Source organism: Dyella sp. M7H15-1, assembly GCF_004114615.1.
GTDB lineage: Bacteria > Pseudomonadota > Gammaproteobacteria > Xanthomonadales > Rhodanobacteraceae > Dyella_B.
Genome location: NZ_CP035300.1, coordinates 260,169 through 280,341, shown reverse-complemented (window position 1 = coordinate 280,341; position 20,173 = coordinate 260,169). Strand labels below are relative to the sequence as shown.

17 protein-coding genes and 2 pseudogenes are annotated in these 20,173 nt (G+C 56.3%); 11 read left to right on the top strand and 8 right to left on the bottom strand.

The annotated features are described in order from the left end of the window. Positions 1–132 precede the first annotated feature (132 nt). From EO087_RS01445 to ptsP, 3 genes are all read left to right on the top strand, one after another. Positions 133–525 carry a PTS fructose IIA subunit family protein gene (locus EO087_RS01445; protein ID WP_128897313.1) on the top strand — a complete coding sequence of 131 codons (393 nt, stop codon included), beginning with the start codon at positions 133–135 and terminating at the stop codon, positions 523–525. Further along, positions 518–787, top strand: coding sequence for an HPr family phosphocarrier protein (locus EO087_RS01440; RefSeq protein WP_128897312.1), 270 nt, complete (start codon positions 518–520; stop codon positions 785–787). Before EO087_RS01445 ends, EO087_RS01440 begins: the two co-directional genes overlap by 8 nt. Positions 788–1,020: 233 nt before the next feature. After that, a complete protein-coding gene (ptsP, locus tag EO087_RS01435; RefSeq protein ID WP_128897311.1) occupies positions 1,021–2,751 on the top strand; it encodes a phosphoenolpyruvate--protein phosphotransferase in 1,731 nt (576 codons plus the stop codon). Positions 2,752–2,855: 104 nt separating this feature from the next. Here ptsP and EO087_RS16865 read toward each other — a convergent pair whose 3' ends face one another. Both EO087_RS16865 and EO087_RS01430 read right to left on the bottom strand, forming a co-directional pair. Further along, on the bottom strand, positions 2,856–2,981 hold the full coding sequence (locus tag EO087_RS16865; protein WP_255417036.1) for a hypothetical protein: 126 nt from the start codon (positions 2,979–2,981) through the stop codon (positions 2,856–2,858). A 64-nt stretch (positions 2,982–3,045) separates the two neighbouring features. Continuing rightward, positions 3,046–3,975: a LysR family transcriptional regulator gene (locus tag EO087_RS01430; protein WP_128897310.1), complete on the bottom strand. Its 930-nt coding sequence runs from the start codon at positions 3,973–3,975 to the stop codon at positions 3,046–3,048. Positions 3,976–4,088: 113 nt separating this feature from the next. On the opposite strand from EO087_RS01430, the gene EO087_RS01425 reads away from it, so the two are divergent. Both EO087_RS01425 and EO087_RS16545 read left to right on the top strand, forming a co-directional pair. Next, positions 4,089–4,496 (top strand): carboxymuconolactone decarboxylase family protein, encoded by a 408-nt coding sequence (locus EO087_RS01425; RefSeq protein ID WP_128897309.1) that lies wholly within the window; start codon positions 4,089–4,091, stop codon positions 4,494–4,496. Between the two features lie 481 nt (positions 4,497–4,977). Then, positions 4,978–5,277 (top strand): annotated as a pseudogene (locus EO087_RS16545) (IS630 family transposase); the annotation flags it as partial. A gap of 223 nt (positions 5,278–5,500) precedes the next feature. Here the strand turns inward: EO087_RS16545 and EO087_RS01415 are convergent. Continuing rightward, positions 5,501–6,952 carry a bifunctional 2-methylcitrate dehydratase/aconitate hydratase gene (locus EO087_RS01415; RefSeq protein ID WP_128897308.1) on the bottom strand — a complete coding sequence of 484 codons (1,452 nt, stop codon included), beginning with the start codon at positions 6,950–6,952 and terminating at the stop codon, positions 5,501–5,503. Positions 6,953–7,115: 163 nt separating this feature from the next. Here EO087_RS01415 and EO087_RS01410 point away from each other — a divergent pair, with 163 nt between their 5' ends. The 3 genes from EO087_RS01410 (at position 7,116) to EO087_RS01400 (ending at position 9,688) form a co-directional block, all read left to right on the top strand. Next, positions 7,116–7,799, top strand: coding sequence for a TerC family protein (locus EO087_RS01410; protein WP_128897307.1), 684 nt, complete (start codon positions 7,116–7,118; stop codon positions 7,797–7,799). 358 nt (positions 7,800–8,157) lie between these two features. After that, entirely contained in the window at positions 8,158–9,048 is an 891-nt protein-coding gene (locus tag EO087_RS01405; RefSeq protein WP_128897306.1) for a hypothetical protein, read from the top strand. Positions 9,049–9,295: 247 nt separating this feature from the next. Next, positions 9,296–9,688 carry a hypothetical protein gene (locus EO087_RS01400; protein ID WP_128897305.1) on the top strand — a complete coding sequence of 131 codons (393 nt, stop codon included), beginning with the start codon at positions 9,296–9,298 and terminating at the stop codon, positions 9,686–9,688. 346 nt (positions 9,689–10,034) lie between these two features. On the opposite strand, the pseudogene EO087_RS01395 reads toward EO087_RS01400, so the two are convergent. The 4 genes and pseudogenes from EO087_RS01395 to prpB form a co-directional block, all read right to left on the bottom strand. Next, positions 10,035–10,514 (bottom strand): annotated as a pseudogene (locus EO087_RS01395) (IS5 family transposase); the annotation flags it as partial. Positions 10,515–10,553: 39 nt separating this feature from the next. Then, positions 10,554–11,015 (bottom strand): hypothetical protein, encoded by a 462-nt coding sequence (locus EO087_RS01390; RefSeq protein WP_128897303.1) that lies wholly within the window; start codon positions 11,013–11,015, stop codon positions 10,554–10,556. 302 nt (positions 11,016–11,317) lie between these two features. Then, a complete protein-coding gene (gene prpC, locus EO087_RS01385; RefSeq protein ID WP_128897302.1) occupies positions 11,318–12,466 on the bottom strand; it encodes a 2-methylcitrate synthase in 1,149 nt (382 codons plus the stop codon). 71 nt (positions 12,467–12,537) lie between these two features. Next, positions 12,538–13,422, bottom strand: a complete 885-nt coding sequence (gene prpB / locus EO087_RS01380; RefSeq protein ID WP_128897301.1) for a methylisocitrate lyase — start codon at positions 13,420–13,422, stop codon at positions 12,538–12,540. A 363-nt stretch (positions 13,423–13,785) separates the two neighbouring features. Between prpB and EO087_RS01375 the strand changes: the two genes are divergently transcribed. Beyond that, positions 13,786–15,801, top strand: coding sequence for a tetratricopeptide repeat-containing sulfotransferase family protein (locus tag EO087_RS01375; protein WP_128897300.1), 2,016 nt, complete (start codon positions 13,786–13,788; stop codon positions 15,799–15,801). A 140-nt stretch (positions 15,802–15,941) separates the two neighbouring features. Here EO087_RS01375 and EO087_RS01370 read toward each other — a convergent pair whose 3' ends face one another. Next, positions 15,942–17,345 (bottom strand): choice-of-anchor tandem repeat GloVer-containing protein, encoded by a 1,404-nt coding sequence (locus EO087_RS01370; protein WP_128897299.1) that lies wholly within the window; start codon positions 17,343–17,345, stop codon positions 15,942–15,944. Positions 17,346–17,943: 598 nt separating this feature from the next. On the opposite strand from EO087_RS01370, the gene EO087_RS01365 reads away from it, so the two are divergent. Continuing rightward, positions 17,944–19,020, top strand: coding sequence for a hypothetical protein (locus EO087_RS01365; RefSeq protein WP_128897298.1), 1,077 nt, complete (start codon positions 17,944–17,946; stop codon positions 19,018–19,020). Next, the gene (locus EO087_RS01360; protein WP_128897297.1) at positions 19,017–20,015 is read left to right on the top strand and encodes an FUSC family protein; all 999 of its coding nucleotides are present in this window, start codon (positions 19,017–19,019) and stop codon (positions 20,013–20,015) included. The genes EO087_RS01365 and EO087_RS01360 overlap by 4 nt, the downstream gene beginning before the upstream one ends. Positions 20,016–20,173: the final 158 nt, after the last annotated feature.

Here is a 20,173-nt window from a genome sequence, read left to right as displayed (position 1 = left end):
GTGCATTTCCCGATTCCAACCAGAGGAACAGGGAACAAGGAGCAGGGAATGGGCGCCGCGTTGTGCGCCGCGCTTTTTTACGATTTACGATTTACGATTCCCGATTTACGATTCCCGCCAGGCTCAGCAGCCATGAGCGTCGGCGTGCTCCTGATGACCCACGAGTCGGTCGGTCAAGCGTTGGTGAAAGCAGCACGTCACGTGTTGCCGAAATTGCCGCTGCGCGTCGCCACCGTGGAAGTGCCGGCCCGGGCCGATCCGGATGTGACGCGCACGCTGACGGCCAAGCATGCGCGTGAACTGGATCACGGCGATGGCGTGCTGGTGTTAGCGGATTTGTATGGCGCCACCCCCTGCAACATCGGCCTGTCGCTGAGTACGGTTGGCGTAAGGCTGCGCTGCGTATCGGGTTTGAACTTGCCTATGTTGCTGCGCGTACTCAACTACGCCGACAAGCCGCTGGATGAGCTTGCGGAAATCGCGGTCAGCGGCGGTCGCGGAGGAATCTTCATAGATCATGCTTGAAAAAGAAATTGTTGTTTCCAACAAACTGGGCTTGCATGCCCGTGCATCAGCCAAACTGGTGCAACTCGTGCAAAGTTTCAAATCCACCGTCTGGTTGATCAGCAAAGGGCGCGAAGTGAATGCACAAAGCATCATGGGCGTAATGATGTTGGCCGCGGGCATTGGCACAGCGCTTACCGTGCGCGCCGAAGGACCGGACGAAACCGTTGCGCTGGATGCGGTGGTGGATCTGTTCAATCGCAAATTCGACGAAGGGGCGTGAATGGAGCCGGGAATCGGGAATCGGGAATCGGGAATCGGGAATCGTCAAAGCGGCATCCCGCGCCGAACGAAGTGCTGCGGCCACGATTTACGATTTACGATTCACGCCGCTTCAATGAAGTCGGGAATTGGGAATCGGGAATCGGGAATCGTAAGAGCAGCACACCCCAACCCAATCACTGCGACCACGATTCACGATTCACGATTGACGATTCCCGTCCACAGGAGGCGCCCATGAGGCAAATCCTGTCCGGCACAATGGCATCGCGTGGCATGACTCTGGGCCGCGCACGGCTGGTTCAGCCCAGTCGCTATCTGGTCGACACACGCCCGTTGGCGGAAGATGAAGTCGCTTCCGAGCTGGAACACCTGCACACCGCGCTTGAAACCGCGCGGCAGGAACTGCGCGAACTGCGCGGCAAACTGCATGGCGCGCTGGCACGCGAAGTCAACGAATTCATCGACGCGCATAGTTTGCTGCTCGACGACGCCGAACTGCTGCGAGGCCTGGACGAAATGATCACCATCGGCCGCTACCGCGCCGGTGCCGCGTTGAAGAAACAGCGCGATCGCCTGGCAAGCGTGTTCGCCGCCATGGACGACCCGTATCTGCGTAGTCGCATGGAAGATGTCGATCAGGTCATCAGCCGCGTCATCTCCGCTCTGCAACGGCAGACCAGCGCCGAGGAACGCAAGCTAGCCGCACGAGTTGGCGAAATCCTGGTCGCCGATACCCTGGCGCCCGCCGACATGGCACACCTGGCCGACAAAGGCTTGCTCGGCGTCATCACCAGCTCCGGCAGCCCGTATTCGCACAGCGCGATTCTGGCGCGTAGCCTCAACCTGCCCATGCTCGTGGGCACGCGCGATGCGCTGGCCACCATCCATGATGACGACCTGATATTGCTCGATACCGAGCACGGCGAAGCAGTAGTCCACCCCACCGCGCAAGACCTTGCCCGCTATCGCGCATGGCAACGCGAAGCCGCAATCGAAGGCCGCCGGCTCGCCAGTCTTGCCAATGCACCTACGCGCACCCGCGACGGTGTCGATGTACACCTGCTGGCGAATGCCGAATCCACCAGCGACGTCGCCCTGGCACGCGCACGCGGCGCCGATGGCGTGGGTCTTTACCGCACCGAATTCCTGTTCCTGCGCCACAAGGGCCTACCTTCGGAAGACGAGCAGTTCATTGCCTACCGCGACGTAGTATTGGGCATGGGCGGCGCACCGGTCACCATTCGCACGCTCGACCTTGGCGCGGACAAAGCGGATGCCGCCGGGTTGGTGATTCACGGCGAAGAAAACCCCGCACTCGGTGTGCGCGGAGTACGCCTTTCGCTGCGCCACCCCGCCGTATTCAGCACGCAGATCCGCGCGATCTTGCGCGCCGCGTGCTACGGGCCCGTCCGCGTACTTGTACCGATGGTCACCCAGCCCGACGAATTGATCGCCGTGCGCACCCTGTTCAAGCTCGCACGCCAGGAGCTGAAGCGCGAAAACATCGACCTGCCGGAAAAGCTCGCGCTTGGCGCCATGATCGAAGTACCTGCTGCCGCCATCAACGTGCGTGCGCTGCTGGAGCATTCCGACTTTCTCGCCATCGGCACCAACGACCTTGCGCAATACGTACTTGCGGCCGACCGCGGTAACGATGCTCTGGAAAATATCTATAACCCGCTGCAGCCCGCGCTGCTGCGCCTAATCTCGCACGTCATCTCAGCCGGCCGACGTGCCGGCAAACCGGTGAGCCTGTGCGGCGAAATCGGCGGCGATGTGAACTTCACTGCGCTGCTGCTCGCCCTTGGGCTGAACGAATTCAGCATGCACCCTAGCAAGATCCTGCTCGTGCGCGACCGCCTCGCCTCGCTCGATCATGCAAGGTTACGCAGTCACGCACCACGCCTGATTCGCGCACATACGCACGAAGAAGCCGAAACCTTGCTCGCTTCCATCACGACGTAATGTCCCTACCCCACCTGCGAGGCTAGCCCGACTTTCGCAACGGGAACGCCAGAAAAACGTAAGCCCGACAGATGTCGGGCTTTTCGTTAACACATGCAGTCCTATTACTGCTCAAGCGAAATACACAGGGTCAGGAAGCGGTCGCGAAAGCCGCGAAAGAAGCGCTCGATCTTGCCCTTGGCCGCGCCATCGCGGATGGGCGTGGGAGAGATAGATGTTGAGGCGGACACAGGCTTGGAGAATTTCCTTGGCCGAATCATTAGCACTGTTGTCAAAATACAGCCGCTCGGGTGTTCATGCCTTGCCCTTACGGGGTAGGCGCTGGACTACAGGTAAAGGTTCGGGTTTTTCGAAGCGCGAGAGGATGAAATCGATGAAGCGCTGCAGTTTTGGAGTTGGCCTGCGGTCCGGCAAGTAGACCAGATGCACCGGTGCTGCGGGCGCTTGATAGGTTTTCAGCAGTTGGATCAGACGACCGGTGCGTATGTCGTTCTCGAGCAGCACCTGCGGCTGATACACGATACCGAAACCGGCCAGTGCCGCCTGGCGCAGCGCTTCGCCGTTATTCGTGCGCAGGTGGCTGTCCGCTCGCACTGTGTACTCGCGGCCATGGCGATCGATCAGTTTCCAGCGGCCTTGTTGTGACCAGTAGGCGAGGCATGAGTGTTTCTCCAGGTCCTGCGGTCGCCGCGGCATCGGATGCGCAGCCAGATAACTCGGCGCAGCGCAGATCATCATGCGGTACGGCGCAAGCGGACGCGCGATTAGGCCTGAGTCGCTGAGCCGGCCGATGCGGATCGCCGCGTCGAAGCCCTCTTCGATCAAGTCAGCGACGCGGTCGTTGAGCACGAGTTCGACCCGCACTTCGGGATGCTCGCGCAGGAAATCAATCAGCGCCGGCGCAATCTTGCGCGCGCCGTAGGTTACCGACGCGGTGACACGGAGCATGCCGCGAGCCACTCCGCGCAGAGTATCGATCGACGCATCGGCTGCGGCGACCTCATCGAGCACTGCCTTGCAACGATCGTAGTAGAGCCGGCCGACGTCGGTGAGTTGCTGACGCCGTGTCGTGCGATGGATTAGGCGTGCGCCAAGGCGAGCTTCGAGCTCTTTGATGTGTTTACCGACCATCGTCGCGGAGATTTCGAATTCATCAGCTACGTCGGTGAAGCTGCCAAGTTCGGCGACGCGCACGAATACCGACATGCTGGTAAGTCGATCCATAACGATTATCAACTATTGGTTCGTAGTCAGCGAACTATAGCGCCGTTTATCCCAACGATCTTCCCGCGCAGACTGCTGCGTACTCAATAACGAGCGGATGAGCGGAGACAACTATGACCCCCCAGCAAGTATTGCCGCGCGATGCAGAAACTTACGCGCGCGGCCTGGCTTTGTTCGAACGCTTGCATGGCGGGCACAGCGGCGAACGACTCGCACAGTCGCGCGAGGAGCTTTGTCCTGACTTCATGACGATGACCATGCAATGGGCATTCGCCGGTGTGCTCAATCGGCCTGGTCTGGACTTGGCAACGCGCGAACTAGTGGTCATCGCGAGTTGCGTCACGCTAGGCTACGCGTTGCCGCAGTTGCGCGCGCATATCGAGGCGGCTGTCGTCGCCGGCTCATCGCGCGAGCAGATCGTCGAGACGATATTGCAGACGCTGTTCTATGCGGGCGGCGCCGCGGTCAACAATGCGCTCGGTGTGGCGGCAGAGGTGTTTGGCTTTGATGTTTCAACATAACCTCGTAGGCGCCGCTTTCTCAGCCCACTTTTGCCAAAGCACGATACTCGCTACGACCTTTACCCAGAGGGTTTTCAGCCCTGCTTGATCTTGCTCATCCCATTTGCGGATGCGCCCGCCGCGCCTCATACGCCTTCAGATGCGCATACGTCACCCGCAGCATCGGCAAATCCAGTCCTTTGGCTTCTCCGCGCGCTAGTGTGTCACGCTAGAAATAATTGAACTTATCATGATAATCCCACTTCCTCCGGTGAGGAGGAGGGATCAATGCGAGTTGCCAAGCCAAGCGCCGGCGAGTCGAAGCGCGGGTGCAACAACGCGCGCGGGTGATCCTACTGGCAGCACAAAGATGGCAGAACAAGGACATCGCCACCGAGGTCAAGCTCGATCGGCGCCAAGTGGCGCTGTGGCGACGGCGCTTTCTTGAGGGGGTGAGCAGGCCTTGCAGCACGACGCCCCACGCCGGGGACGCACACCCCATGTGACGAGGGAGATCGAATCGCGCATTGTTCATACGACGCTGCACGAGAAGCCAGCTGCGTCCACACACTGGAGTACGCGGACGCTAGCGGCGCACTTGCGTCTGAGCGCCACAACCATTCGGCGCGTGTGGCAGCGCAACGGGCTCAAGCCGCATCTGCAGCACACCTTCAAGCTATCGCGTGATCCGCACTTCATCGACAAGCTGCGCGATGTCGTGGGTCTGTATCTGAATCCGCCCGAGCATGCGCTGGTCTTCCGTTGTGCCGAGAAGAGTCAAATCCAAACTAGTTTGGATAAACAAGTACCACTATGTTTTTCCCTATGCGCTGCTTGTTGTCATTTTTTGTGTTGGGCAGTACACGCGAGAACTGAATCGCTCGCTTCGCCCGGACCCTCACCCGCCTGCCGACACCCTCTCCCGCAGGGAGAGGGCTCACCCATCCGATGTTTCGCAAGTCTCCGCATCTGCTTCGGACAGCGGCCAGGCAAGGACTTGATAGAGCCCTGCCCAGCCTGCCGGCTTACAGTGCAAACAAACCCAGGAAGGTCTGGATCGGCATCGCATCCAGCTTCGCTGGATCGGCGGTGGCGTCCAGAATCGCTTTGACGCGATGTGAGGGCAAATGGCCGCGCATGGCCGCCTCGAATTTCTTCAGCAGCACTGGGATACCTTCAGCGCGACGCTTGCGGTGGCCGATCGGGTAATCGATAGCGACCTTCTCGGTGCTGCTGCCGTCCTTGAAGAACACCTGTACGGAGTTACCGATGTAGCGCTTCTCCGGATCGAAGTAGTCCTTGGTGAACTGCGGGTTCTCGCTGACCACCATCTTCTCGCGCAGTGCGTCGATGCGCGGATCGGCGGCGACATCGTCGTTGTAGTCCTCCGCGGTAAGCCGGCCGAAGATCAGCGGCACGGCCACCATGTACTGGATGCAATGATCGCGGTCAGCGTAGTTGGCCAGCGGGCCGGTCTTGTCGATGATGCGGCAGCCCGCTTCCTGGGTTTCGATCACCACCTTCTCGATCTGGTCGAGCTTGCCGGCAATCTGCGTATGCAGCTTCATGGCGCACTCCACCGCGGTCTGGGCGTGGAACTCGGCCGGGAAGCTGATCTTGAACAGCACGTTCTCCATCACGTAGCTGCCGAACGGACGCTCGAACTGGAACGCATTGCCCTTGAACGCCACGTCGTAATAGCCCCAGGTCTTGGCGCTCAGCGCCGACGGATAGCCCACCACGCCACGGTAAACCGCATGGATGGCGTGCGTGACTGCGCGACGGCAGGCGTCGCCCGCGGCCCAGCTCTTGCGTGGCCCGGTGTTCGGCGCATGGCGGTAGGTGCGCAGTGCGCCGTTATCGATCCAGCTATGCGAAACAGCCGTGATGATCTGTTCCTTGTTGCCGCCCAGCATGGCCGTGGCGACAGCGGTGGAGGCCAGACGGACCAGGATCACATGATCCTGGCCAACGCGGTTGAAGCTGTTGAGCAGCGCGTAGCAACCCTGGATTTCGTGCGCCTTGATGGCATAAGTGAGTACATCATGCACGCTCAGCGGCTTGCCGCCTTCGCGCTCGGCCTGGCGGCTCAGATAATCGGCCACGGCAAGAATCGCACCGAGGTTGTCCGACGGATGGCCCCATTCAGCGGCCAACCAGGTGTCATTGAAATCCAACCAGCGGATCTGGGTGCCGATGGCGAAAGCGGCCTGCACCGGATCCAGCTCGTGGCTGGTGCCTGGCACGCGTGCACCGCCCGGCAAGGTGGCACCTGGCACCACCGGTCCGAGGTGCTTCACGCATTCCGGAAACTTCATCGCCATCATCGCCGTTGCCAGCGAATCCAGCAGCATGTAGCGCGCCGTGTCGTACGCCTCGGTCGAGTCGATCGAGTAGTCGGCAACGTAGTTAGCAATGTCGACCAGCGGCTGATCGGGGTCGGGACGCTTGGCGGAACGGATATCGTGCGCGCTCATGGCGGGGTCTCGCGATGTAGGAAAACAGCCATTGTATCTGGCCAGCCTGGCTCTAAGCACGGCTCGCCGACTTGATCGCCAATCCTGTTACTGTCGAATGCGATGACAGCAGGCTTGCGCCGTCCGCCGTCGTCACTTGAGTCCGGCGCGTAAAGGAATCCGCATGGCCCTCCCCACCCATCTGCTATCCGATCTGCTCACCATCGTCCTGCTGGACTTGGTGCTGGCTGGCGATAACGCCATTGTCATCGCCCTTGCCGCACGCAGCCTGCCGCAGCACTTGCAGAAGCAAGCCGTGTTTTGGGGCACATTTGGCGCGGTCACGGTGCGCATCGTGCTGACCGTGCTGGTGGTTTATCTGCTGGAGCTGCCCGGCCTGATGTTGGCGGGTGGCTTGCTGTTGCTGCCGATCGCCTGGAAGTTGCTGAAGCCCGATCACGACGATGCACCTGACATCACGCCTACCGCGAACTTCTGGTCAGCGATACGCACGATCGTGCTTGCCGATGCGCTGATGGGGCTAGACAACGTGCTGGCCATCGCCGGCGCGGCGAAAGGCCATACCGGCCTGGTGGTGGCAGGCTTGCTGATCAGCATTCCGCTGGTCGTTTGGGGATCGACCCTGATCCTGAAACTGATCGAACGCTTCCCCGTCATCGTCTATGCCGGCGCTGCCGCCATCGCGTGGACGGCGGGTCGCATGATCAGCCACGAAACACTGTGGCTGGACTGGTTCGACTCGCACGGCTGGATGAAGCACGTGCTGGAAGTGGGCCTGATCATTGTCATCTGTGGCGGACGCTGGCTGCTCAATCGCCGCACGCGCAATAGCGCACGCGCGACTTGAGGCAAACGCCCGGAACACGCGACGCCGCACCTAGTCCGAGCATAAGCCGCATCCCATCAACCACCTCTTCGCGCGAACGATCGCGAGGCATGCAACGGCACGCAAGCATGGAAATGCTCCCAGCGATACCTGCAAGCACCTGCGCATAAGCTTGCGTGCTATGGGGAGTCGTTCGTTTCCTGGCATCGGATAGCCGAGTGCAGCATCATCAACGGCCAAGCGGAATCGTGCCGAGGAAGGGGTGCGGAATCAGGTGAATAGTTACGGGAGATCAGGTATTCGCCCTATTTTTTCTTTGTCGCCGGGCTGTATATTTCAGCTCATCCGATCAACCGTCAACTAATTTAATAATTATATTATGAATAATACCAAGCCCTTGGCATCTGTATGCGTCTATGGTGGCTACTCTTCTACAATTCATCCCGTTGAAAACAGTAGCGTAAAAAGTGAAATGATTCCACCCATTAAAGTTGCCGTTAACAATCTTTCTAAATATTGCTCCGAATTAACCCACATTATGATTCCAGTATCCGCCACAAGGGAGAGCATTGATATTGATAAAATTTGCAAAAAAAATAGCAAAGAACTAACTGGCAAAGATCAGTCGGCTATTGCAGCTAGGCATAATTGTCATAATCAACTAATAGCGCGTAATCGCTCGGCCACTCCTATCTTTGACGGCGTACCGAGAATGCAAATAGGAAGTGGAGATATTGATCAACCTGGGTATGAGGCTGCAAAAAAGAACTTTATTAATGATTTAGCTGAATACGTTATGCTTTCATTGAAATCAAACACCGGAAACTGCCTCGAGAAGGCTTTGGTGGCTACTATCATGTTTCGATTAGCCTTTGAGAAATATCTCATAAATCATGGCTTCTCGAAACACGAAATTGATAATGCAAACATACGCATAGCTATACTAACGAATAATGCCGCTGGCGGTGATCACTCAGTGGGCTCTGTAAAGATGACAATAGGGGGTGTGGACGAGGAATTTCTGATTGACCCGTTAATGGATGGATCGGTGGTGGAAAAATCAGATATTAGACAATTCTATTCGAAAAATGAGAGTAAATACTGCTCAGATAAGACGGCGGTATTTAACGATACTCACGTATTTTCGGAATTCATCAATGATTCTGATTTTTTAGAACTAATTAAACCACGATTGGAGGAAATGCACCGCGTAGACTTCGATCATTTCAATCCAGAGGCTATCATAAAGCAACTTCATCGCGTCACCTGATGAACAACTGAAACAGTGCGACCCGACTATCCCAAAGATCTCAGTTCAGGTATTTACCTGATAGAGAAATTTCATTAATCAGTGTAGTGACACGTAAAAAATGCACACATTATTGGCCAACGGACAATACATCCGTAGTCGATGCGTATACGTATAAATGACCGCATGAAGGTAAGCGTCGCCTCAGCTCACCTCGCCACGATTGCATCCATGTTCATAGCGCCACCGAATTCAAGGGAGTTATTCGATGGGTAAGAAACAGCAGTTCTGGCAGAGCCATATCGAAGCCTGGCGCAAGAGCGGCCTGAGCCAGTCGGCCTATTGCAACCAGCAGAAGCTATCGTTATCCAGCTTTGGCTATTGGCTACATCGTCGCGGTGAATCGGTCGCGGTCGCGAAGATTCTTCCTATCGTCGTGTCGGGACAAAGATCAGACGCGCGGGTAGAGGTTCGCCTTCCCAACGGCTGGTCGGTGAAACTGCCTCTTGGTGTGCGCAGCGATGACATGGTGTCGCTACTTCACTTCAGGCATTGGCGTCATGCTGAGTCCAAGTGGCTGGTGGCTCATCACGACGCCGATGGACTTACGCAGTGGCATGGATCGTCTACTGGTCTATGTGCGCCAGACACTCGGCCATGATCCTTTCGAGGGTGGCGCCTCTCCTGGACACCATGCGGCGTTCCCTGTCTATAACAATGAGGTGCAACGAGAGGATTTTCCGTTTGATAAAAGCGTGCCGTATCTGTCTAAAACTAAAAAGAACGCGTACCCGCCAGCGAGCTTAAACTGCGCCGCCACCTTTCCCGCACCAGCCGGCGCACCACAGAGAGACATCGAATGCCGCCACTTAGGGATGCTCTGAACAATTAGTGTTCAGCCGTCTAAACGTCCACTATCAAACAAATGAGTGAATTTTTAACGAAAATTGCCTTATTTTCGACAGAATGGGCTAAAAAGTGCCCCATGCAGGGGTCTTTACCCCTTATTACCCAACCACCGGACGCACCTTCCCTGTCATCGCCATAAGCTTGTGTCGCGCCATCCACAGATTCGACAGCGCAAACAGTGTCTTCACTTGGGCGGTGTTCTTCGCTAGTCCCCGGTAGCGAACCTTCACCTAGCCAAACTGCCGCTTCACTATACGGAAAGGATGCTCGACCTTTGAGCGAATCGCCGCCTTGAGGTATTCCAACCACTTGGTCGCTTTCTTGAGCTTGCCTTCCGGCAACCCAGTCACCGTGCCGCGCTTGGCCGCGACCTGCCACTCTACGTCCCTGTCCTTCACGTCCTCGCGCTTCTCTACGCCGGTGTAACCCGCATCGGCAAACGCCATCTCTTCCTTGCCATGCAGCAGTTTGCCGGCCTCGTTGATGTCGGCCTCGTTCGCTGCTGTGCACGTCACCGTGTGCACCAAACCCGATTGCATGTCCACGCCAATGTGCGCCTTCATGCCAAAATGCCACTTCCATGGCACCACCTGATCCATCTGCGACAGAAACTTCTCTCAGCGTGTCTGCCGCTTTTTGGTGCTGTAGCTCAGTGACGCGAACGTGGTTTGCTTCATGGCGTGGCTAACTAAGGCGATGGTGAACCGCCCCGGGATTGGTGGAGGCTTCCACTCTTGAGAAGATGGAGCCATGAACAACGCATCCGGTAAACGAGGCGTCTCTCTGAGCGATTGACACATCTTTGCGCACAGCCACGCCAACCACTTGCTTGCAGTCCGCAGGCGTTTAAGGAGCGCCACTTGGGACATCGAAGCAATGCCGCTTACCTCAGCCTGGGCAACTGTCTCCCGTAAACCACTGTCATTGACCGCATGGAACAGCAGCAGCCGTAGCAGCGTCCCGGGGTCCGCTATATAACGGGCCCGTCGAAATGCCCCTTGCTCGCGCGCCGCATCCCGCCAACCTGGTGGAAGCAGTGATTCAATGACGTTCCACTCATCCCTCGCTACCGGTTTCATAACCAACCTCCCGCCAAACGAGTTGGCAAGAGCGCACCGGCAAGCGCGTGATTCTTGCAAATTTAGGTTAATGCCTATGGGTGCAAACCCCAACATTGCCATGTGTACATGCATCCCGATGTTGGGGTTTGCACCCCAACCTACGCGTTCTCACCTGCGGCGAGTGATGGCGAGACAAGCTTAAGTCAGTGCCATTGCCCTTATAGTAAAAGTGCATCGCAATCGATTTCTTCGTGACGGGTGCATGAGATTTCAAGGGAGCATGGCTCCCTTGTTCTTTATCTGTTTCTCTAAACACACAGTCAGCGCTTTTCGATCGGCGCGTAGGTGCGGTCTTCCGGGCCGGTGTAGTTGGCGCTAGGACGAATGATCTTGCCATCCTCGCGCTGTTCAATCACATGCGCGCTCCAGCCGGAGGTCCGCGAGATCACAAACAGCGGGGTGAACATCGCCGTGGGCACGCCCATCATGTGGTATGCGCTGGCCGAGAACCAGTCGAGGTTAGGGAACATCTTCTTCAGCTCCCACATCAGCTTTTCGATGCGCTCTGACACCTCGAACAGGTTTGGGTTGCCGCCTTCCGTGCAGAGCTTGCGCGAGATTTCCTTGATGATCTCGTTGCGCGGATCAGACACAGTGTAAACCGGATGGCCAAAGCCGATGATGATTTCCTTGCGTTCCACGCGGGCACGGATATCCGCTTCCGCATCGGCGGCACTGCGGTAACGGGCAATGATCTCCATCGCCACTTCGTTGGCGCCTCCGTGCTTGGGACCACGCAGGGCACCGATGGCGCCGGTGATCGCGGAATACATGTCCGAACCGGTGCCGGCGATCACGCGGGCGGTGAAGGTCGAGGCATTGAATTCATGCTCGGCGTACAGGATCAGCGATTTGTCCAACGAATGCGTGTGCAGATCGCTTGGCCTCTTGCCCTGCAGCAGATGCAGGAAGTGCGCAGCGATCGACTCGTCGTCCGTCTCGGTTTCAATGCGCTTGCCGTTGTGGCTGAAGTGATACCAGTACAACAAAATGGAACCGAAGCTGGCCATCAGCCGATCGGCAATATCGCGTGCGCCGGTGACGTTATGATCTTCCTTCTCCGGCAGCACGGTGCCCAGCACGGAGCAGCCGGTACGCATCACGTCCATCGGGTGCGTGGCGGCCGGCAGTAGTTCCAACGCGCTCTTTACCGGCGCCGGCAGGCCGCGCAGGCGCTTGAGCTTGGCCTTGTAGGCATTCAGTTCGGCCCAGTTCGGCAGCACGCCGTGCACCAGTAGGTAAGCCACTTCCTCGAAGCAGCCCTTGGCTGCCAGATCATGGATGTCATAACCGCGATAATGCAGGTCGTTGCCGCTGCGGCCAACCGTGCACAGTGCGGTGTTGCCCGCTGCCACGCCGGATAGCGCAACGGATTTCTTCGGCTTGGGGGCGGTGGATTGCTCGCTCATCGGATCATGCTCCTGGTGCGGTACTTGAACTCAAGGCTGCGCAGGGTGCCACAGCCGGAAAGAAACCGTGTTTATTTTTTGCCGGCAAACAACCGGTCGAGCTTGTCTTCGTACGTGTGGTAACCAAGGAAGTCATACAGCTCTTCGCGCGTCTGCAAAGTGTCGATAATGTTCTTCTGTGTGCCTTCGCGGCGCACGGTTTCGTAGAAATGCAGCGCGGCCTTGTTCATGGCGCGGTAGGCGCCGCAGCAATACAGCGCGATGTCGACATGAGCGCTGCGCAGTTCATCGATGGCGAAGAAAGGCGTGGAACCGAATTCGGTGAGGTTGGCGAGAATCGGCACCTTCACCGCCGTCTTGAAGCGGCGGTAATCGTCCAGTGTCTTCATCGCCTCCGGGAAGACCATGTCCGCGCCCGCTTCCACGTAAGCGCAGGCGCGGTCGATCGCCATATCCATGCCTTCGACCGCAGCAGCATCGGTACGCGCCATGATCACGAAACCAGCATCCGTACGCGCATCCACCGCAGCCTTGATGCGATCGACCATTTCTTCCTTCGGCACCACTTCCTTGCCGGGACGGTGCCCACAACGCTTCTGGCCGACCTGGTCTTCCATATGTACGGCGGCGACGCCGACGTTGATGAAGGAGCGAATAGTACGCGCGATGTTGAAGGCGCCGCCCCAGCCGGTATCGATGTCAACCAGCAATGGCATCTGCGTGGCGTCTACGATACGGCGCGCGTCGGTAAGCACGTCTTCCATGGTGCTGATGCCAAGATCCGGCATACCCAGCGAGTTGGCGGCCACACCGCCACCGGATAGATAAAGCGCCTTGTAGCCGACTTGCTTGGCCATCAGCCCCGCATAGGCGGTGATGGCCCCCATCACCTGTAGCGGACTTTCGGCGGCCAGCGCGGCGCGGAAGCGGCTGCCGGCAGAGTGGAGCTGGGTCATCTTGGTTCTCCGAAACGGTGAATTGTAAGTGTCGACGTGGCACAACGACAGGTATGCTAGGCACACCTGTTGCGCGACTTCAATGAATGTAGTAAGGAATAGAGATATTCACTTGCTTCATGTTCGTCGTACTAGGGATGCTCTGATTTATTCCACGTATCCGTCACCGCATCTTGAATTTAAAGGACGGGGTGACGTCCAGAAGGCCCGCAGACTGTGCCGCGCGTCTTGCACAGACGGGGCCAGTCTGCCTTGCGACACGCAGCACAGCCTGCGGGCCTTCTGGACGTCTGCCGGGTACGTGGAATAGATCAGAGCATCCCTAGAGCACACCATTCCCTTGCCAAGACGGTGTCGATATCCATGTCACAGAATGCAATGCCAAGCACAGGCAACACGCCTGACAAGCGCGATATCGAAACACTGGCCAGCCTGATCCAGCAAAAGCAACACACGCAGGCCGAAGTGCTGGCACGTAAGCTGACCGATCAATATCCGTCCCATGGAGTTGCCTGGCAGGCGCTTGGCACCTCGCTCCGATCACAGGGCCGTCTGGCTGAAGCGGTCGATGCGCAACATCGTGCGGTGACTTTATCGCCATGGGACGCAGTCAGCCACTATGTACTGGGCGAAAGCCTGATGGCCATGCAGCAGCCGGCCAAGGCAGCGGAAAGCTATCACTGCGCCTGCAGCATCAAGCCCGACTTTGTTGATGCGCATTTCAAGCTGGGCAATGCGCTGGCCATGCAGAACCGTCTGAGCGAAGCGATAGAAGCCTATCAGCGTACGTTGTCTCTTCGACCGGATTTTGCCGAGGCACATGCCAACCTTGGCTTCACTTGCATGAGCGCGGGGCAGTATGCCGAAGCCGAGTCGCCTCTGCGCGCGGCCCTGCTCAAGCACCCACATGGTGCGCCCATCCATAATGCCCTGGGTGTCGTGTTGTACGGCCAGGGGCGCATGACGGATGCGGCGGCGAGCTTTCGGCAGGTTGTGGCGCTGATGCCGAACGAAGCCGAGGGATACGCCAACCTTGGCAATGCGTTGCGCGAAGCCGGCGTTCATGCGGAAGCCGAATCGCATTATCGGCGTGCCATTGCGCTCAATGATCAGTTCGCCAGGGCGCATTTCGATCTTGCCGGCCTTCACTATACGCAGGAGCGTTTCGCCGAAGCCGAGCAAGGTTATCGCCGTGCATTGCAACTTAAGCCCGACTACCTGCAAGCATGCAACAACCTGGGCCGAAGCATTCGCCGGCAAGGTCGGCTGGACGAAGCGCAAGATTTCTTTCAAGCAGCCATGGCGATCGACCCGGATTCGGTCGAGGCCTACTACAACATCGCGTCGCTGCGCCGCTTCAAGCCGGAAGATCCCGAGCCAGCACGCCTGGAGAAGCTGGTTCACCGGCTTCCTCGCCTGCCGGAAAATTCACGCATCCGCTACTGGTTCGCGATGGGCAAGATGCATGAGGACCTTGGCCGCTATGACCAGGCATTTGCCGCCTACGCACAAGGCAACCGCCTGAAGTACGCGCAAATCTCACCCCATGAGGCAAGCAAGGTCGCGCTGGTCGAGAATGTACGCACGGTGTTTGACGAACCATTCTTTGCCGACCATCCCGCACCGGCTGTGTCACGCGGCAAGTTGCCCATTTTTATTGTCGGCATGCCGCGCTCAGGCACCTCATTGATCGAACAGATCCTGTCCACCCATCCGGATATCCATGGCGCGGGGGAATTACCCGACCTGGAAAATTTTATTTTTGCGCTCGCCAAGAAAGCAGGGAAGCTAGCGGAGGCTTATCCTGGAATAGCTTCACAATTGTCCGCTGCCGAGTTACTTCGCCTCGGCGACGCGTATACCGAACAAGTCTGGAAGCTGGCGCCGCAGGCCACGCACATCAGCGACAAGATGATGTCCAACTTCGTGCACATTGGCATGATCCACCGGATGTTTCCCCACGCACGCATCATCCACGCCATGCGCGATCCGATGGATTCATGCTTCTCCTGCTACGCAACGCTGTTCGCCAAGGACAACCTGGACTTCACCTACGACCTTGGCACCGTGGGCCGTTACTACGTGCGCTACATCCAGCTTATGCAACATTGGAAGCAAGTGCTTCCCGCCGATGCCATGCTTGAGTTGCGTTACGAACACATGGTGGCCGACACCGAAGGCCAGGCCCGCCGCCTGTTTGACTACCTTGGCCTGCCCTGGGATCCGCGCTGCCTGAACTTCCATGAGAACAAGCGCATTGTCAGGACCGCAAGTGCCGCACAGGTGCGCCGTCCCGTGTACAAATCCTCCGTGGCGCGCTGGAAGCATTTCGAAGCGCAGCTTGGGCCGCTGCTGGATATCGTCAAGGATTATCGATAGTCGGCGTAAGGCCAGGGGCTGGCGACATCCCACGCTTCCGTTAGCCGCTCGTGGCGCATGAGCATATCGGCGAAAGACTCATTCATGGGTGGCCCCGAAATAGGGCTCCGACATTGGAACCACGCCCTGAAATCAAACGCTCACCTTCCCGAACCAAAGGCATACACCACGCCCTCCGTGCCATCGGGCTTTATCTGGAACACCGTCCCGCGGTTAAGTGTCCCACCGTAGTAAGTCGTGCCATAGAAATAGCCATCCGTCCCCTGGATCAACCCGGCACGCGGGGTGTCACCGTCACTGCCGCCAAAGAAGGAATGCAGCACTATTGTTTTGTAGTACAAATGGTAGTCCTTGGGTATGCCGTCGTCGTCGTGCATGATCTTGAACACCGTTCCCTTGTTATAGGCCCCGAAGGCGGAAGCCGTGCCATAAAGATCGCCGTCCTTCCCCACGATCAGCCCAGCTTGTGGATGGCCGCCGTCCTTTTGGCTTAAAAGCACAATCTGTTCATAAAAGCCGGAGGTCGATATTTTGAATATCACTCCACACCCGCACTCCTCGCGATTGCCGCCGGACTCAGTCGTGCCAAAGAATTCGTTGTTGTCTTTCCCTTGGATCAGGCTGGCCTCCGGATAGCTGCCGTCGTCGTAAGCCTGAGCTGGTGAATCGCCATAAAAGGGATGCAACACCGTCTCCTCCTTGAAGGAGTCATCGGATTGTCGCGCCAACTTGAACGCCGTTCCATACGCATCCCAGCTTTCGTAAGTCGTGCCATACAAATCGCCATTCGCTGTCAGGATCAAGTCGGCCTCCGGATACATGCCATCGTCTAAGCCGAAGGAATGCAGCACCGTCACCGTGCCTTCCACGCCGTGGTCCACCATCTTGAACACCGTTCCATAGCCACTGGCTCCGCCGTAGTAAGTCGTGCCATAGAAATTGCCATCCTTCCCCAGGATCAGCCCAGCTTGCGGATAGGCGCCGTCGGCACTGTCACCGTTACTGAAGACGGAGTTAGTGAAGCCGTTAAAGGAATGCAAAATCACAATTTTGCGGTGGTTTTCGTGTGGAATCATGAACACCGTTCCCTTGCCATACCTCCCGCCGTTGTAAGTCGTGCCATACAAATCGCCATTCGCCACCTGGATCAAGCCGGCCTTAGGATTGGCGCCGTCTTCCCCCTCACCAAAGGAATGCACCACCGTCTCCTTGAAGGTGTTGCCGGACTGTGGCGTCACCTTGAACACTGTCCCCTTGCCATAGACCCCGCCATTCACCGTCGTGCCATAGAAATTGCCGTATTGCCCCTGGATCAGACCGGCCTGCGGGTTGCTACCGTCACGGTTAACTGCACCTTCCAACTGTGGGTTGCTATTGACACTGTCATGATTCTCGACACCGACTTGAGGGGAAATCTGAACAGTGGAAAGGGCATGAGCCGAGTTACTGTTCGACATGGCTGCTTCACCCGCGTGGCACATGATAAGCGGCCAAGTGAATCCGGCCATGACGCTCAACTTTAATGCTCGATAGAACTTTGACATGGCGTGTACCTCATGTACGTCTTGCAGCCGAGGCTGGGCCGTTACGTTGAGAACAGCGACTGACCCTTAAAGCAAAAAGCCCCAATGCAACCGGCATGGCCATTCTCACTCGGTGAAAGTTAGGTGAAAGTTAGGTGCATGATTCATTTTCAGTAACCGGTGTTGGCAAGTTAACGGCATCGTAATTACTCAGCCCGGGGTGGGTATGAGTGAAGGTTTGACGCATCCGATGACACACATCCGAAACATCTGATGGGTAAGCCCCTCTCCCTCTGGGAGAGGGTATCGGCAGACGGATGCAGGTCCGGGCGAAGAGAGCGATTCAGTTCTCGCACAAGTCTTTGTTTCGCGCCCTGGCTGCACCCTCACCCCAACAGTCATGCGGCTCCGCTGCGCCCATCATGATGAAACTCGCCTCACTCTCGTCGCCCCGGCAAAGGCCCTGTCTCTTGATCACATTTTTAGTCGACATCTCAACGCCAAACGCCTTTGCTCGTCGTCCCAGCGCAGGCCGGGACGACGAGCAAAAAAGCGCGCATTTCGTACGCACGAAAATGTGATCTAGAGACAGGATCAGAACCGTTGGCATAATCAGCGCATGCGCTATCGCAAGGAAAAAGGCAATATGCATTCCAGAATAAATAGGGTTCGTCTTCTAACATATGGCAGACAGGTTGACCCGGAGCACCTAACTCTGCGCGCGGCAACGCTAACCGCGATTTGCTGTTTGCTCAGCATTACGTTTTTCCAGTATTTGCATCAAACAACGCTACTGGGATGGGCGGCATTTGCCGCGCTGGCCTACTCACAAATCGACACGCTCGAAGTGCCAGCCAAAAGAATTCCCTATTTGGCGCTTAACATCGTTGTTTTTTCCGCGCTGGCATGGGTTGGCATTACTCTGGGTCATTACCAGCGCTGGTTTTTGCTGAGCATTCCATTTGTCATTTTCGCCTGCGGCTACACCATTGCTTACGGCAATCGCTATTTCAATCCCGGAGCATGGGCGGCTTTTTTGTATGTTGCATTTGGAAGTGTTTTGGGTGATCGCTTTTTTGCTTGGCATGTTGCCATTACATTTGTGGGTGTTGGCATCTTATGCATGATTGTTTCTCTGCTCTTCTTTCCTGAAAAGCCGGTACAGCGGATGCGTAAGTCCTGCATTAGAATTTTAGAAAGATGCCGCATCGATAACGGTGACGTGGAGCTGCTTCTTAATTCGCAAAACGCGCTATTTCAAACTTACTTGAAGCATCATCTGGTGGCGAAAGAACAGCAAGCCGCTTATTGGGAGTGCCATAAGGTCCTTTATCAATTGCATTTATCGGAAAAGCACCTGAAAACACTTAAGATGGAAGCGATGCTTCATATCGATTTCGCGGAGTCACAACTTCCGAAGATGCACGAACACACGCAGATATTAATTCAAGCGCTTATCGATTTATTGCGCGGGAAAATTTATCCCTTTCCCGTATCGGACGGCGTAACTCAAGAATGCCGCGATGCGGTTAAAGCGGCACAAGCTGCCGAATGCCAAAAACACGACCCCGATCTGAGTGGAATCTTGGCCTATTCAAGCTATTTATTTCACACCATTCAAATCTGGAATTTATTAAGTTCGTTGGCAACGCCAGCGCGAGTCATCGTTGGCATTGATGCACGGGATGAATCATGAGCTTTAGCATTGATCGCCTTTCCTTGCGCTATGCATTACGTTTGGCAATTACCTGTACGATAGTGGTGGCCATTTACCAGATATTTCAATTGCATAATGGCTACTGGGCCGCGTTTAGCGTGCTGGGTTGCATTTTTCCTACTTCCGGCCAATCTTTTCGTCGCATAAAGCAACGCATCGCTGGAACTTTCTTTGGCATGATTCTCGGAATTTTCGTCGCGATCGCGGCTGGAAATCACTGGTTGTATCTGGATATATTAATCCCGTTATTTGTATTTTTTACTGTTTATCTCAAGGCGTTTAACTACGTCTTCTACGCCTTATTTAACACGATTATCTCGGTTGCCTTGGTGTGCTTGATTGCTCCTGGAAACTGGCATATTGCACTCACGCGGATGCAAATGACCTTGCTCGGATGCGCGCTTGCCTTGCTTGCAAGCTATTTGATATTGCCAAGCCGCGCCAGCGATACTTTAAGCGAGCGAATTCGTGAAGTCCGCAAAGCTTTGAGAAACTATTATCAAAGCATTATTCGTGATTCCGTTGATCCGGCTTCCAAGGCCATTTTATTTGAGGGATTGCAAAGAGCAAGGGTTGGCCTAAAAGAAGCTTCGGATGAGGCATGGTGGTTTCATTTTGATATTGAGCCAGCGCTGAATGAATATCAAGCGCTTGATCAAGTTTATCAAGAGCTGCTGCTCTTGGAACTTGGTTTTCCCAAGGATATCGAGAATCAACAGTTGAACGAAATAAAATTACATTTACAACATATATTGACCGATATCGATGCATTATTCGATGGTGACACGCGTAATGCTGGAATTTTGCCGGCACTGAAAGTACTTTCCGAAAAAAATGCCGTACTGAGAGCCGCTGGTGCTAGAGACTTGTCAATTCCAGCCGCGACTTTTCGTGAACATATTAGATTGGCTGAAACGTTGAATCGGCTGACTTGCTTGTCGGCGTTATTGCTTGATGACAAGCATCCGAGGTAACTATTGCCTGCAGGTTTTGGCTTTATGTGTTGCGGTTAGAGCCATGGCATGCTTCCGTCCTGCTCCATGACCACGTTCGTGCTCCATTAACGGGATGCGAATCAGTCGTTCACACGCATGACACACCCTGATTTTTAGCGTGTCTTAACGCTTATGGC